2 protein-coding genes (1 of these 2 cut by a window edge) are annotated in these 17,057 nt (G+C 70.1%); both read right to left on the reverse strand.

Annotated elements, in window-relative coordinates; genetic code table 11:
- Positions 1 to 14,706 carry an orfamide A non-ribosomal peptide synthetase OfaC gene (ofaC, locus tag BM382_RS28435; protein ID WP_072444797.1) on the reverse strand — a complete coding sequence of 4,902 codons (14,706 nt, stop codon included), beginning with the start codon at positions 14,704 to 14,706 and terminating at the stop codon, positions 1 to 3.
- Positions 14,703 to 17,057 carry the 3' portion of an orfamide A non-ribosomal peptide synthetase OfaB gene (gene ofaB, locus BM382_RS28440; RefSeq protein ID WP_072444799.1) on the reverse strand. It continues 10,749 nt past the right edge of the window, so only the last 2,355 of its 13,104 coding nucleotides appear in the window; its start codon lies off the right edge, out of view — the gene reads right to left on this strand; the stop codon is at positions 14,703 to 14,705. Before ofaB ends, ofaC begins: the two co-directional genes overlap by 4 nt.

Raw genomic sequence — 17,057 nt, forward strand, 5'->3', positions numbered from 1 at the left:
CTATGACATGACCTCCCCCTGGGGCAGCGCCAGGCCGTCATGCCACCAGGCCGCCAGGTGGTAGACGTTGGGCACCTTGAGCAGGCTGAAGTGGTTGCCCGGGCCGTACCACACCTGCAGGTGCGCAGCCTGCCGGCGCCAGCCCTGGACCATCCCCTGCTGCTCCCGGCGGTTGCCGGCGGCGTCCAGGCTCGGGTCACCCGCCAGCACCAGGCGCACCTTGCCCTGGTACGGGCGCAGAGGCTGGTAGCGGGTGCGCAGGGCGCTGGCGAAGGTTCGCGCCGGGCCGTGCATGGCCCGCGGGTCGGCGCGCGGGGACAACAGCCCGACCCGTACCATGCCGGCATGCAGCAGGTGCATCTGCATGCCATCGTCCTCGGCGGCGAAGCGCTCGGGGTCGATGCCCATGTCCTGGCCTGCAGCCAGTTGCATGGATTCGATCAAGCGCCACAGCGCCGCGGTGGTGGTATAGGGCCGCCCTAGCGCGCCATTGCCTCCGGGAGCCTCACTGTCGATCAGGGTCAGCGACACCACTTCGCGACCGGCGGCCTGCAAGGCCCCGGCCATCTCGAATGCCACCCAGCCGCCGAAGGAATGGCCGATCAGGTGCAGCGGCCCGTCGGGGTACTCGGCGGTGATGGCCTCCAGGTAATGCCGGGCCGCCACTTCGACCTGGCCATGGGGCACCCCGCAGCCGTCCAGGCCCCGGGCCTGCAGGCCGAGGATCGGCCATTCGGCCCCTAGGGCCTCGCTCAGGCCGATAAAGCCGGTGATGCTGTCACCGGCCCCGGGCACGCAGAAGATCGGCGTGTGCCCGGGGCGCCCGCTCTGGATCCGCAGCAAGGGCTGGTGCGGCACAGCGCTCACCGCGCCCTTGGCCCTGGCCGCCGCCAGGGCCTGGCCCAGGGCATGCCCCAGGGCCTGGATATGCGGCGCCTTCATCATGCTCAGGTGGTCCCCGGGTACGCTGATGCAGTGCAGTTCGCCCGCCGGCAGGATCTCGCCCCAGCCCAGGGTCGGGCTGCGCCGGGACAGCTCGGTGGGCCGTTCGGCGGCGCAGAACAGATGCACCGGCATGCCCAGGGGATGGACCCGGTAATGGGCCAGGGCATGGCCGTGGGCGACCTCGCGGTCCAGGTAATGGCCGAGCGCTTGCGGCGGCGCCGTGGCCAGTTGCTCGAACAGCAGCCCCTGGTCGCGGCAGCGTTGCAGCAGGTCGGCAAAGTCCAGTGGCTCCAGCAGCGCCTCCAGTTGTTCCAGGTGCGCCAGGGGCTGCACCCCGGCCGCGCCCTGGGCGCTCCAGTAGGCGCGGCACTGCAACAGCAGGTGGCGCTTGTGCGCGTGCTCGCCAGACCAGCGAGCCTTGCCCTGGTCGGTCAGGCGCGGCACGTAGCTGTCGATCAGGCCGAGGAACTCCACCTCCTGGTCCAGGCCCAGCAACTGCTGGGCGATCTCATAGGCCAGGACCCCACCGAAGGACCAGCCGGCCAGGCGATACGGCCCCTGCGGCTGGGCCTTGCGCATCACGTCAAGCAAGCGTGTGGCCAGGCATTCCAGGGTGCGCAACTGCGGCTCGCCGACCGCCACGCCGGGCAGGCCGTAGATCGGGAAATCGCCTTCCAGGTGCTGGCCCAGGGCCGGGAAATACACGTCCAGCCCGGTGAACTCATGGACCAGGAACAGCGCCGGGCCACTGCCGCCGGTGCGCACCGGGATCAGCTCGGTGGAGCGCGGCGCGGCCGTGCGCTCGCTCAACAGGCGCGCCATGGCCGCCACCGTGGCGTGCTGGAACAGCTCCGCCAGGGTCACGTCGAACGCCGCCTGTTGCAGGCGGTTGAGCAACTGGATGGCCGAGAGCGAATGCCCGCCCTGTTCGAAGAAGTGGTCGTGGCGCCCTACTTGCTCGAGCTTCAGCACCGCCGCCCAATGCCCGGCCAGGGCCTGCTCCAGCGCGCCCTGGGGCGCGGCATAGGCCTGGGCGAGCTGGGCCGCGCTGCCGGGCGCCGGCAGCGCACGGCGGTCCAGCTTACCGTTGCGGGTCAGGGGCAAGGCCTGCAAGTGCACATAGGCCAGGGGCACCATGTAGTCCGGCAACTGCTGTTGCAGGTGGCTGCGCAGTTGCTCGGCATCCGGCGCCGGGGTGTGCTCGTGCAGGGTGTAGTAGGCCACCAGGCGCTTGTCCCCGGGGCTGTCTTCACGCACCACGACCGCGCCGTCCCGCAGGCCGGGGAAGCGGGCCAACTGCGCCTGGATTTCCCCGGGTTCGATGCGCAGGCCGCGGATCTTCACCTGCTCGTCATTGCGCCCGATGCATTCCAGAAGACCATTTTCCAGCCAGCGGCCCAGGTCGCCGGTGCGGTACATCAGGGCCAGCGCAGCGGTGCCGTGGGTTTGCTGGTGAAACGGGTCGATGAGGAACTTCTGCGCCGACAGGTCCGGACGGTTGAGGTAGCCCAGGGCCACGCCATCACCCCCGATGTACAGCTCCCCCACCACCCCCACCGGCAGCGGCTGGCCCAGGGCATCGAGCACGTACACCCGGGTGTTGGACAGCGGCCGGCCAATGGGCACGCTGTCGGCATCCGCCGCCAGCTCACCGGGCTCATGGGTCACGGCAAAGGTGGTGGTCTCGGTGGGCCCGTAGCCGTTGACCAGGCGCAAGTGCGGCAGCTCGGCCTGGATCCGCCGGAAGGCCGTGGCATCCGCCCGTTCGCCGCCACAGAGCAGCATGCGCAGCCCCTTGAAGGCCTGGGGAACCAGTTGCACGTACTGGTTGAACAGGCTGGTGGTGAGGAACAGCAGGCTGACCCCGGTGCGTTCCAGCAGCGAGCCGAAGGCGTGCGGGTCCAGCAATGTCGCGTGGTCCACCACCACGACCCGGCCACCGTTGAGCAGCGGCCCCCAGACCTCCAGGGTGCTGGCGTCGAAGGCCGGGTTGGAGGCGAAGGCCACCCGGTCCTCGGGGTTGAAATCGGCATAGCCGTTGTTGATCACCAGCCGGGTGATGGCCCGGTGCGGCACCCGCACGCCCTTGGGCGCTCCAGTGGAACCGGAGGTGTACATGACGTAGGCCACCGCCTCGGACGACAACGCCAGGTTCGGGTTGTGCCCGGCCAGCCGGTCGAAGCGCAGACGGTCCAGGTCGACCCGTTGCACCGCGGCTTCCAGCACCCGCTCGCTGTGGCTGAGCAGCACCGGCGCCCCGCTGTCGGCCAGCATGAACCCCAGGCGCTCGGCCGGGGCATTGACGTCCAGCGGTACATAGGCGGCGCCGCACTTGCTCACCGCCAGTTGGCTCACCAGCAGGTCCAGGGAGCGCGGCAGCAGCAGCGCCACATGATCCCCGGGCTGCACCCCCAGTTGCAGCAGATGCTGGGCCAGTTGGTTGGCCCGGGTGTTGAGCTGGATATAGCTGAGCTGTTCGGCGCCCTGCACCGCTGCCACCTGCTGCGGCCGGGCCAGCACCTGCTCCTCGAAACACTGGTGCAGGACCTGCTCGCGCGGGTAGTCGCGCACCGTGTCGTTGAAGCCCTCCAGTACCTGCCGGCGCTCGGCCTGCGGCAGCACCGGCACCTGGCCGATGGTCTGTTCCGGTTGCTGCTCCAGGGCCAGCAGCAGCTGTTCCAGGGTGCCGTGCAGGTAGTCGCAAATGCGCCGGGCATCGATCCCGGCGGCCACGGCGGTGAGCATGAAGCCGTCCCCCAGGTCGTCGATGCTCAGGGTCAGCGGGTAGTTGCTGCGCTCCTGGGCATTGAGCAACTGCATGCCCTCCCAGGCACTGTCGGCCTGCCCCGCCTGGTTTGCCGCCGGGGCACTGTGGCGGTAGTTGAGCAGGCTGCTGAACAACGGTGTACCCGGCTCCACCCCACTGCAACGCTGGACCAGGGCCAGCGGCGCCTGTTCGTGGCCAAGCAGCTGCGCCAGCCGCTCATGGGTGGCCAGCAGGGCCTCGCGCACCGGCAACTCGCCCAGATCGACCCGCAGCGGCAAGGTGTTGATGAACACTCCCAGGGCCCGTTCGGCGCCCTCGCCGCCCTGCATCCGCCCCAGCAGCACGGTGCCGAACACCACCTGCTGCTGCCCCGCCAGGCTGCCCAGCACCCGGCCCCAGGCCAGGTGCATCAGGCTTGCGGCACTGACCCCCAGTTGCCGCGCCTGCAAGCGCAGGCGCCGGCTCAGCAGGCGGTCCAGGGGCTGGCGCGCTTCGCTGAGTTCGGCGCTGCCTCCCGGTACTTCCTGCAGGCCCAGCGGCAGGGTCGGCTGGTCGATATCGCCGAGCATCTGGCGGAAGAACGCCTCATGCTCGGCCTCGCCGATGCCCAGGCGCGCCTGGGCCACGTAGTTGCGGTACGGCACCGCTTCCCCCAGGCGCTGCCGCTGGCCCAGGAGGAAGGCTTGCAGTTCGTGCTGCAGCACCTCCAGGGCCACGTGGTCCATCACCAGGTGATGGAACAGCAGCAGGGCCACCACTCGCTGGTTCACCGGGTCGGCGGCATGCACCAGGCGCAGCAGCGGCGCCTGGGCGATGTCCAGGCGGTAGCGACGGCTGTCGAAGCGCGCCTGCAACTGGCCCAGCACCTCGCCGTCGCCAGGCTCCAGGGCGATCTCTTCGCAGCACAGCGGCGCCTGGCGCCAGACCACTTGCAGCGGCTGCTCCAGGCCTTCCCAGAGCACCGCGCTGCGCAGGATGTCATTGCGTTCGATCACCCCCTGCAAGGCCTGGGCGAAGGCCTGCAAGCGCTCGGTGCTGGCAAAGGCGAACTGCGCCTGCAACACGTAGGGGTCACCCGCTCCAGCCGCCAGATGGTGGAACAGGATGCCGGCCTGCAACGGCGCCAGCGGGTAGATGTCCTGCACATTGGCGGTACCGCCGGGCACCGTGGCCACCACCCGGTCGATGGCGGCCTGATCCAGTGCCAGCAGCGGCAGCAGGTCCGGGGTGATGCGCGGGCAGTCGCGGTAGATCAGGTTGGCCGGTACCTGCACCTCGCGACCGCGGCCCACGGCAGCGGCCAGGGCCGCCAGGGTCGGCTGGCCGAACAGCACCCGCACATCCGCCGAGAGCCCGGCCCGGCGCATGCGGCCGATCAGGCTCACCGCCAGCAGCGAATGGCCGCCCAGTTCGAAGAAGTGGTCGTGGCGCCCCACCCGCTCGACCTTGAGCAGTTCGGCCCAGAGTTGCGCCAGGAGGATCTCGGTGTCGCCCACCGGGGCCTCGTACTCGCGCACCTGGGCCGCCTCCAGCCCCGGGGCCGGCAGGGCCTTGCGTTCCAGCTTGCCATTGGGGCTCAGGGGCAGCGCCGCCAGGTGCACGAACAGCGCCGGCACCATGAACTCCGGCAGGTGTTCCAGCAGCGCCCGGCGCAGTTGTTCCACCGCCAAGGCCGGCTGCCCGGCAACGGTGGTGTAGTAGGCCACCAGGCGCTGGTCGCCCGGCACATCTTCCCGGGCCAGCACCACCGCTTCCTTGACCCCTTCGAGCTGGGTCAGGCGCGCCTGGATTTCCCCCAGCTCGATGCGCAGGCCGCGGATCTTCACCTGGTCGTCGTTGCGCCCCAGGTACTCGATAGTGCCGTCGGCCAGGTAGCGGGCCAGGTCGCCGGTGCGGTACAGGCGCGCGCCCGGTTCCTGGCTGAACGGGTCCTTGAGGAAGCGTTCGGCGCTCAGTTGTTCGCGGTTCAGGTAACCCCGGGCCACCTGCACCCCGCCGATGTACAGCTCGCCCACCACCCCCAGGGGCACCGGTTGCATCTGCCCGTCCAGCAGGTAGATGCGGGTATTGGCGATGGGCTTGCCGATGGGGGTGTTGTCCGGGGTCTGTGCCAGCGGGCCGGCACAATCCCAGGCGGTGACGTCCACCGCCGCTTCCGTGGGGCCGTAGAGGTTGTGCAGCGCCACCTGCGGCAACTGCTGCTTGAAGCGCCGCACCAGGCTGCCCGGCAGCGCCTCGCCGCTGCACATCACCTGGCGCAGGCCGGCGCATTCGCGGGTGTCGCCATAGGCCAGGAATACATCGAGCATCGAGGGCACGAAGTGCAAGGTGCTGATGCGTTCATCACGGATCACCTGGCGCAGGTAGGCCGGGTCCTTGTGCCCATCGGGGCGCGCCATCACCAGCCGTGCGCCGGTGAACAACGGCCAGAAGAACTCCCAGACCGAGACGTCGAAACTGAACGGGGTCTTCTGCAATACCGCGTCCTCGGCAGTGAGACGGTACTGCTCCTGCATCCACAGCAGGCGGTTGACCACGGCCCGGTGCTCGTTCATCGCGCCCTTGGGCCGGCCGGTGGAACCGGAGGTGTAGATCACATAGGCCAGGTGGCTCGGGGTCAGGCCGTTGAGCCGCGGGTTGACCCGGGGCTGGCGGTGCCATTGCGGCTGGTCGAGATCCACCAGGGGCAGCGCCAGGTTGCCCAGCAGCGGCCGGGTCGCGCTATCGGCCAGCAGCGCCAGGGGCGCGCTGTCGTCGAGCATGTAGGCAATGCGTTCGGCGGGGTAGCCCGGGTCGATGGGCACGTAGGCGCCGCCGGCCTTGAGGATGCCCAGCAGGCCCACCACCATGGACAGCCCGCGCTCGACGCAGATCGCCACCCGGCTGTCGGGGCCGACGCCCAGGTGCAGCAGGTGCCCGGCCAGCTGGTTGGCCTGCTGGTTGAGCTCGCGGTAGCTCAACTGCTGCTCGCCGGCCTGCACGGCGATGGCCTCGGGGCGGCGCAGCACCTGGGTCTCGAACAGCCCGTGCAAGGTCTGTTCCAGGGGGTAGTCGCGGGCGGTGGCATTGAAGCCGTGCAGCAGCTGTTCGCGCTCGGCGGCATCCAGCAGCGGCACCTGTGCCAGCAGCATCTGTTCATCGGCCACCATGGCCTGCAGCACCCGCTGCAGGTAGCCGGCATACCGCAGCATGGTGGTTTCATCGAACAGCGCCGTGGCGTATTCCAGGCTGCCTTCGATGCGGTCCTGCACCTCCCCCAGGCTCAGGGACAGGTCGAACTTGGCGAAGTGGCTGGCCTCGTGGATGCCCTCCAGTTGCAGGTCCCCCAGCTCCAGCTGCGGGCCGTCGCCGTTCTGCCAGGTGAACAGGGTCTGGAACAGCGGGCTGTGGGACAGGCTGCGCAACGGCCGCAGGATCTCCACCACCTGCTCGAACGGCAGGTGCTGGTGAGCCTGGGCCTCCAGGGTGCGGGCGCGGACCTGGGCCAGCAGCGCCTGGACCCGGGGCGCCGCCTCCAGGTCCAGGCGCAGGGCCAGGGTGTTGACGAACAGCCCGATCAACCCTTCCACCTCGGCGCGCATGCGGTTGGCCACCGGGGTGCCGATCACCACCTCGGCCTGCCCCGAGAGCCGCCCCAGCAGCAGCGCCCAGGCGCCCATCAGGGTCATGTACAAGGTGGTGCCATGGCGCTGGCTCAGGGCTCGCAGGCCGGCGGTCAATTGCGCATCCAGGCGCACCTCGACGCTGCTGCCGGCGTAGTCCTGCTGGGCCGGCCGTGGCCGGTCGGTGGGCAGCATGAGCAACGGCGGCGCCCCCTCCAGGGCCTGGCGCCAGTACTGCGCCTGCTGCTCCAGCACCGCGCCACTGAGCCAGTGCCGCTGCCAGTGGGCAAAGTCGCTGTACTGCACCGCCAGCGGCGCCAGGGGATCGGGCAGGCCACGACTGAAGGCCTGGTACAGCGCCACCAGTTCCCGGGTCAGCACGCCCATGGACCAGCCGTCGCTGACGATATGGTGCAGGGTCAGCAACAGCACATGGTGGTCGTCCGCCAGGCTGACCAGGCGCCCGCGGATCAGCGGCCCGCGTTGCAGGTCGAACGGCGCCGAGGCCTCGCCCTGCACCAGGGCCTGCAAGGCGTCGCTGGCCTGGGGGTGGCCCCGCAGGTTTTCCAGCAGCAGCTCCAGCCCGGATTCGGCCGGGGCGATCAGCACCTGGGCTTCGTCACCGTACTGGGCAAAGCGGCTGCGCAGGGTTTCATGGCGCGCGACGATGCGCTCCAGGGCCTGCTGCAGGGCCGCGCCGTCCAGTGGCCCACGCAGGCGCAGGCCGATGGGAATGTTGTAGGCGGTGTTGGCCCCTTCCATCTGCGCCAGGAACCACAGGCGCTGCTGGGCGAAGGACAGCGCCAGCGGCTGGTTGCGCGGCGCCGGCAGCAGATCCGGCAGGCTGCTGCGCTCGGCCCGGGCCAGGGCCGCGGCCACGGCGCACAGTTCGGCATTGGCGAACAGCTCGCCCAGGGCCAGCTCCACCCCCAGGCGCTGCCGCACCTGGGACAGCATGCGCATGGCCAGCAGCGAATGGCCGCCCAGTTCGAAGAAGTGATCGTGGCGCCCTACCCGCTCGACCTGCAGCAGCTCGCTCCAGATCTGCGCCAGGGCGATCTCGCTGTCGCCCTCGGGGGCCACATAGTCCCGGCTCAGCAGCGCCTCCAGCGGCGGTTGCGGCAACGCCCGGCGGTCGAGCTTGCCGTTGGCGGTCAGGGGCAAGGCAGCGAGGTGCACATAGGCCGCCGGCACCATGTACTCCGGCAGTTGCTCCAGCAGGCGCCTGCGCAGCTCGGCCGGGCTCGGCTCGGCGCCGGGGGTTGCACTGAAATAGGCCACCAGCCGGGTCTGCCCCGGCTGGTCTTCCCGGGCCAGCAGCACCGCCTCGCGGATGCCCGGAAGGCGGTTGAGGCAGGTCTCGATCTCCCCCAGCTCGATGCGCACGCCACGCACCTTCACCTGGTCGTCGTTGCGCCCCAGGTAGTCGATGCGCCCGTCCGCCCACCAGCGCGCCAGGTCGCCGCTGCGGTACATGCGTGCGCCCGGCACGGTGCTGAAGGGGTCTTCAAGAAAGCGTTCGGCCGTCAGCTCCGGGCGGTTGAGGTAACCCCGGGCCACCCCGGCGCCGCCCACATACAGCTCACCGGCGACGCCGATGGGCACCGGCCGCTGCTGCGGGTCCAGCAGGTAGATCCGTGCATTGGCGATGGGCCGGCCGATGTCCAGGGGCCCGCCGGCCAGCAGCCGCCCGGAGCTGGCCACCACCGTGGTTTCGGTGGGGCCGTAGTTGTTGACCACGGCAAAGCTCGGCTCCTGGCTGAACTGGCGCAGGCGGTCGCCGCCGATCAGCAGGGTGCGCAAGGTCGGGTGGCCCAGGCCCTGGCTGAAGGCGTATTCGGCCACCGGGGTCGGCAGAAAGCTCAGGTCCAGGGGCTGGGCCTGCCACCAGTGCAGCAGTTGGTCGAGGTCCTGGTGGCCGATACCGGCCGGCGGCAGGTGCAGGGTGGCGCCGCCGCAGAGCGTCGGCCAGAGTTCCCAGGCCATGGCGTCGAAGCCGAAACCGGCGACGCTGGAGGCATGTCGCCCCGGCCCCAGGTCGAAGGCCTGGCAATGCCAGTCCAGCAGGTTTTCCAGGCTGGCATGCTCCACCATCACGCCCTTGGGCAGGCCGGTGGAACCGGAGGTGTAGATCACATAGGCCAGGTGCGCGCAGCTCATGCCCGGCACCTGCAGGTTGCCCTCGGGCCGGGCCTGCCACTCGGGCTGGTCGAGGTCCACCCGGGCCATGGCCGGTTGGCCCACCAGGGCCCGGGTGCTGCCCTGCACCAGCAGCGCCAGCGGCGCGCTGTCCTGCAGCAGGTAGGCGATGCGTTCCGCGGGGTGACCCGGGTCGATGGGCACATAGGCGCCACCGGCCTTGAGAATCCCCAGCAGGCCGATCACCATCCCCGGCCCGCGCTCGACGCAGATCGCCACCCGCTGATCCGGGCCCACCCCCAGCGCCCGCAAGTGCCAGGCCAGTTGGTTGGCCCGGGCATTCAACTGGCCATAGCTCAGGCGCTGCGCGCCCACCTGCAGGGCCGTGGCCTCGGGCTGCCGAGCGGCAAAGGCCTCGAAGCGCTGGGCCAGGGTCCGGCCCCGTGGGTAGTCCACGGCGCTGGCGTTGAAATCCTCCAGCAGTTGCCGGCGCTCGGTCTCATCCAGCCACTGCACCTGGGCCAGGCATTGCTGATCGTCGGCCACCATGGCCCGCAGCACCTGCACCAGGTAGGCGGCATAGCGCTGCACCGTGGCCTCATCGAACAGCGCGGTGGCGTAGTCCAGGGTTCCGCGGATCTGCCCCTGGCTTTCTCCCAGGCTCAGGGTCAGGTCGAACTTGGCCACCGCGCTGGCCCCGGCCACACCTTCGAGTTTCAGGTCCCCCAGTTGCAGGTCCTGGGCGAAGTTGTCGACCCAGGTCAGCACCACCTGGAACAGCGGGCTGTAGGACAGGCTGCGCTGGGGCCGGACGATTTCCACCACCTGCTCGAACGGCAGGTCCTGGTGCGCCTGGGCCTCCAGGCTGCGGGCGCGGACCTGGGCCAGCAGCCCGCTCACGCTCTGCCCCGGGTCCAGGTCCAGGCGCAGGGCCAGGGTGTTGACGAAGAGCCCGATCAGCCCTTCCACCTCGGCGCGCATGCGGTTGGCCACCGGGCTGCCGATCAGCAGATCGTCCTGCCCCGAAAGGCGGCTCAGCAGCAGCCCCCAGCCGGCCAGCAGGGTCATGTAGAGGGTGCAGCCATGGCGCTGGCTCAGGGCCTTGAGCTGGTCGCTCAGGGCCCGGTCCAGCAGCAGCTCGATGCTGCCACCGCTGAAATCCTGCTGCTGCGGCCGCGGCCGGTCGGTGGGCAGCATCAGCAGGCTGGGCGCGCCGGCCAGGGCCTGGCGCCAGTAGTCGCTCTGCTGCTGCAGCACCTCGCCGCTGAGCCAGCGCCGTTGCCACAGGGCAAAGTCGCTGTACTGCACCGCCAGCGGCGCCAAGGGATCGGGCCGGCCCTGGCTGAAGGCCTCGTACAGGGCCACCAGCTCCCGGGTCAGCACGCCCATGGACCAACCATCGGCAACGATGTGGTGCAGGGTCAGGAGCAGCACATGGTGATCGTCCGCCAGGGCCAGCAGGCGCGCGCGGATCACCGGCCCCTGCTCCAGGTCGAAGGCCTGGGCGGCTTCGGCACGCACCCGCCCGGCCAGGGTCAGCGGCGCCTGGCGCAGGTCTTCCTCGTGCAGTTCCAGAGCGCTGTCCAGGGGCCCGATCAGCACCTGGGGCTGGTCCTCTACGCGCACGAAACGGCTGCGCAAGGTGGCGTGGCGGCTGACGATGGCCTGCAGCGCCTGGCGCAGCGCCGAGCGATCGAGCTGCCCGCGCAGGCCCAGGCCGATGGGAATGTTGTAGGCGCTGGCGGCACCGTCCATCTGCGCCAGGAACCACAGGCGCTGCTGGGCGAAGGACAGCGGCAGGTCGTGATCCTGCACCGCCGGGAAGATCTCCGGCAGATGGCTGCGCCCGGCGCGCTCCAGCACCGCGGCCACCGCGCTCAGCTCGGCATTGGCGAACAGCTCGCCCAGGGCCAGTTCCACCCCCAGGCGCTGGCGTACCTGGGACACCATGCGCATGGCCAGCAGCGAATGGCCGCCCAGCTCGAAAAAGTGATCCTGGCGCCCGACCCGCGGCAGGTGCAGCACCTCCTGCCAGATCGCGGCCAGGGTGGTTTCGGTGGCGCCTTGCGGGGCCTGGTATTCACGGCCAAACAGCGCCGCCTGATCCGGCGCCGGCAGGGCCTTGCGGTCGAGCTTGCCGTTGGCGGTCAGGGGCAAGGCGTCGAGCCGTACATAAGCCACCGGCACCATGTAGTCAGGCAACTGCGCCAGCAGGTGGGCGCGCAACTGCGCCACGTCCAGGGCGACGTCCTGCTGCTGGGTGAAATAGGCCACCAGCCGCGGGTTGCCCGGCTGATCCTCGCGGGCCAGCAGCACGGCTTCCTGGATACCGGGGAACTGGCAGAGGCGGGTCTCGATTTCCCCCAGCTCGATGCGCACGCCGCGGATCTTCACCTGATCGTCGTTGCGCCCCAGGTAGTCGATGCGTCCGTCCGCCAGCCAGCGCGCCAGGTCGCCGCTGCGGTACATGCGCGCCCCAGGCTGGTCGCTGAAGGGATCGTCGAGAAAGCGTTCGGCGGTCAATTGCGGGCGGTTGAGGTACCCCCGGGCCACTCCGGCGCCGCCCACATACAGCTCACCGGCGACGCCGATGGGCACCGGGCGCTGCTGGGAATCCAGCAGGTAAATGCGCGCGTTGGCCACCGGCCGGCCGATGTCCAGCTCGCCACCGGCGTGGATCGGCCCGAAACTGGCCACCACCGTGGCTTCGGTGGGGCCGTAGTTGTTGATCAGGGCAAAGCCCTGGTCGTGGCTGAACTGGCGCAGGCGGTCGCCGCCGATCAGCAGGGTGCGCAGGCTCGGGTGGCCCTGCTCCTGGCTGAAGGCGTACTCGGCCACCGGGGTCGGCAGGAAGCTCACGTCCAGGGGCTGGGCACGCCACCAGGCGAGCAACGCATCCAGGTCCTCGCTGCCGTCCTGGGCCGGTGCCAGGTGCAGGGTCGCGCCCACACACAGCGCCGGCCAGACCTCCCAGGCCATGGCATCGAAACCGAAGCCGGCCAGGCACGAGGCCTGGCTGCCGGGACGCAGGTCGAAGGCCTGGCAGTGCCAGTCCACCAGGTTGCCCAGGGTCCGGTGCTCCACCATCACCCCCTTGGGCAGGCCGGTGGAGCCGGAGGTGTAGATCACATAGGCCAGGTTGGCCGCGCTCAGCCCCGGTACCTGGGCATTGTCCGCCGTCTGATCGAGCCACAACCGCTGGTTGAGTTCGATCACCGGCACCGCCAGGGCCGGCAGGCGCCCCAGCAGCTCGGCCTGGGTCAGCACCGCCCGCGGGCCGCAGTCCTGGAGCAGGTAGTTCAGACGCTCGGCCGGGTGGGCCGGGTCGATGGGCACATAGCAGGCCCCGGCCTTGAGAATCGCCAATAGGCCCACCACCGTTTCCAGGCTGCGCCGGGCAACGATGGCCACCCGGTCATCGGGCTGCACCCCCAGCCCGCGCAGTTGCCGGGCCAGGACATTGGCCTGTCGGTTGAGCTCGGCATAGCTCAGCGAGCGGCCCTGGTAGCAGGCCGCCAGGGCGTCTGGGGTGCGCTGCGCCTGGGCCTCGATGCGGCCATGGATAGCCTGCCCCCGGGGGTAGTCCACCGCGCTGCGGTTGAAGCCTTCCAGCACCTGCTCGCGCTCCGCCACCGGCAGGATCGGCAACTGCTCCAGGGCCAGTTGCGGCGTCTGCTCCAGGGCCTGGGCCAGGTTCTCCAGGGTGCACAGCAGGTAGCCGAGGATGCGCCGCGGGTCGACCTGGGTGCTGGCCAGCAGGGTCAGGCTGAAATCCTGCCCGAGGTCGTCGACGCTCAGGGTCAGGGGGTAGTTGGTGCGCTCCTCGGAGCTCAAGGTGCTGATCCCGGCCCAGGCGGCCTGGGCCGCGGCACTGGCCCCGGCAGCACTGTGCCGGTAGTTGAGCAAGGCGCTGAACAGCGGGGTCGGTGCGCTCACGCCGCTGCAACGCTGGGCCAGGGCCAGGGCCGCGTGTTCGTGGCGCAGCAAGGTGGTGAGCCGGGCGTGGGTGGCCTTGAGGGCCTCGCCCAGGCCCTGGCTGTCCACATCCAGGCGAAACGGCAAGGTGTTGATGAAGATCCCCAGGGCCCGCTCGGTGGCTTCGGCGCCTTGCAGGCGGCCCATCAGCACAGTGCCGAACACCACCTTGTGCTTGCCCGCCAGGGTGCCCAGCACCCGGCCCCAGGCCAGGTGGAACAGGCTGGCCGCGCTGACCCCGGCCAGCCGGGCCCGGGTCCGCAGGCGCTGGCTCAACTCGGTTGGCAGGGCCTGGGTGCATTCCTCGATGGCCCGGCCATCGCCCTGCACATCCTGCAGGCCGTAAGGCAGGGTCGGCTCGTCGATATCGCCGAGCATCTGGCGGAAGAACGCTTCGTGCTCCTGTTCGCTGATGCCCAGCCGCGCCTGGGCCACGTAGTTGCGAAACGGCATGGCCGGCCCCAGGCGCTCGGCCTGCCCGGTGAGGAAGGCCTGCATCTCGTGGCGCACCACATCCAGGGCGCTGTGGTCCAGGGCCATGTGGTGGAACAGCAGCATGGCGACGATGCGCTGCCCGGCTTCATCCCGGGCATGCACCAGGCGCAGCAGCGGCGCCTGGCTGACGTCCAGGCGATAGTGGCGGGCGTCGAAACGCGCATGCAACTGGGCCAGAACCTCACCGGCCGCAGGGTCGGTCTCGACCTCTTGCAGCTCCAGCCCGGCCTCGCGCCAGACCACCTGCATCGGCTGCTCCAGACCATCCCAGAGCACCGCGGTGCGCAGGATGTCGTGCCGCGCAATGACCCCGCGCAGGGCCTCGGCAAAGGCTTCCAGGCGTTCCTCGCTGGCGAAGGCGAACTGCGCCTGCATCACATAGGGGTCGCCCTGCTGCGCACTGACGTGGTGGTAGAGAATGCCCTCCTGCAGGGGCGCCAGGGGGTAGATGTCCTGCACGTTGGCGACCCCGCCCGGGACGCTGGCGACAATGCGCTCGATGGCCTCCTGGTCGAGGTTGGCCAGGGGCAGCATCGCCGGGGTGATGCGGCTGATGCCCGGGGTGATGCCATTGGCCGGCACCTGCACCTGCCCGGCCTTACTCGGCGAATACTGGCCGGCGCGGATCAGCTCGATCAGCTCCGGCTTGTGCTCGCGCAAGCGGGCCAGCAGCTGCGGTTCGCTCAGGGCCTGCTTGTTGCCCTGGACCACCAACTGGTCGTCCTTGAGCACCAGTTGCACATCCTTTTCCTTCAGTGTCGCCAACAGTTCGATCACGCTCACAGGACGATCTCCATTCGTTCGGTCATGGCCGCGTAGGCCGCCAGGGTCGGCTGTTCGAACAACGCCCGGACATCGGCTTCCATGCCTAGCTCACGCATGCGGCTGATCAGGCTGACCGCCAGCAGTGAGTGCCCACCCAGTTCAAAGAAATGATCGTGACGCCCCACCCGCTCGACATTGAGCAGTTCGGCCCACAGCCGCGCCAGGGCGATTTCGGTGTCGCCCACCGGGGCCTCGTACTCGCGCACCTGGGCCGCCTCCAGCCCCGGGGCCGGCAGTTCCTTGCGCGCCAGCTTGCCGTTGGCGCTCAGGGGCAGCGCCGCCAGGTGCACGAACAGCGCCGGCACCATGAACTCCGGCAGGTGCTGCAGCAGTTGCGTGCGCAGGTGCTCGACGGGCAGGCGCCGGGCGCTGTCGTGGGTGGTGTAGTAGGCCACCAGGCGCTGGTCGCCGGGCACATCCTCGCGGGCCAGTACCACCGCCTCCTTGACCTCCTCCAGCTGGGTCAGGCGCGCCTGGATCTCCCCCAGTTCGATGCGCAGGCCGCGGATCTTCACCTGGTCGTCGTTGCGCCCCAGGTACTCGATAGTGCCGTCGGCCTGATAGCGCCCGAGGTCGCCGGTGCGGTACAGGCGCGCCCCCGGTTCCTGGCTGAACGGGTCCTTGAGGAAACGTTCGGCGCTCAACTGCTCGCGGTTCAGGTAACCCCGGGCCACCTGCACCCCGCCGATGTACAGCTCGCCCACCACCCCCAGGGGCACCGGCTGCATCTGCGCGTCCAGCAGGTAGATGCAGGTATTGGCGATGGGCTTGCCGATGGGCGTGTGGTCCGGGGTATCGGCCAGCGGGCCGCTGCAATCCCAGGCAGTGACGTCCACCGCGGCCTCCGTGGGGCCGTAGAGGTTGTGCAATGCCAGCTGTGGCAGTTGCTGCTTGAAGCGCCGCACCAGGCTGCCCGGCAATGCCTCGCCGCTGCACATCACCTGGCGCAGGCCCAGGTCCTCGGCGCCCTCGCCCTGGGCCAGGAACACATCGAGCATCGAGGGCACGAAGTGCAAGGTGCTGATGCCCTGCTCGCGGATCACCTGGCGCAGGTAGGCCGGGTCCTTGTGCCCGTCGGGGCGCGCCATCACCAGGCGCGCGCCGGTGAACAGCGGCCAGAAGAACTCCCAGACCGAGACGTCGAAACTGAACGGGGTCTTCTGCAACACCGCGTCCTCGGTGCCAAGGCGGTACTGCGCCTGCATCCACAACAGGCGGTTGACCACGGCCCGGTGCTCGTTCATCGCGCCCTTGGGCTGGCCGGTGGAACCGGAGGTGTAGATCACATAGGCCAGGTGCCCCGGGGTCAGCCCCTCTACTTGCGGGTTGCCCGGCGCCGGCCCGCTCCAGGCCAGCTGGTCGAGGTCCACCAGGGGCCGCGCCAGTTCGCCGAGCAATGCCCGGGTCGCGCCCTGGGCCAGCACCGCCAGGGGCGCGCTGTCGTCGAGCATGTAGGCGATGCGCTCGGCGGGGTAGCCCGGGTCGATGGGCACATAGGCGCCGCCGGCCTTGAGGATCGCCAGCAGGCCGACCACCATTTCCAGCCCGCGCTCGACACAGATCGCCACCCGGCTGTCGGGGCCGACGCCCAGTTGCAGCAGGTGCCCGGCCAGCTGGTTGGCGCGCCGGTTGAGTTCTCCGTAGCTCAGCTGCTGCTCGCCGGCCTGTACCGCAGTGGCCTCGGGGCTGCGCCGTACCTGGGCCTCGAACAGCCCGTGCAGGGTCTGCTCCAGGGGGTAATCCACGGCCGTGGCGTTGAACCCTTGCAGCAGGTGCTGACGCTCCTGCGGCGGCAGGATCGGCACCTCGCGCAGGGGCCGCTGCGGCGCCGTCTCCAGGTTCTCCACCAGGGCCAGCAGGGCCTGCTGCATGTAGCCGCAGATACGCTCGGCACCGATCCGCGCCAGGGTCATGGCGGTGAGACGGAACCCCTGGCCCAGGTCGTCGACGTTGAGGCTCAGGGGGTAGTTGGTGCGCTCCTCGCTGTGCAGGGTCTCGATACCCTGCCAGGCCTGTTGCACGGCCTGGTTCGGCACCCCGTCGCTGCCGTGGCGGTAGTTGAGCATGGCACTGAACAGCGGCAGCGGCGCGGCCACCCCGCTGCAACCCTGGGCCAGGGCCAGGGAGGCGTGTTCATGACCCAGCAGGGCACTGAGCCGGGCGTGGGTGTCCTTGACCGCGGCACGGCTGCCACGCGCATCCAGGTCGACCCGCAGCGGCAAGGTGTTGATGAACATGCCCAGGGCCCGGTCGGCGCCCTGCCCGGCGCTCAGGCGCCCCAGCAGCACGGTGCCGAACACCACCCGGTC

It is taken from the genome of Pseudomonas sp. NFPP25 (assembly GCF_900116505.1).
GTDB lineage: Bacteria > Pseudomonadota > Gammaproteobacteria > Pseudomonadales > Pseudomonadaceae > Aquipseudomonas > Aquipseudomonas protegens.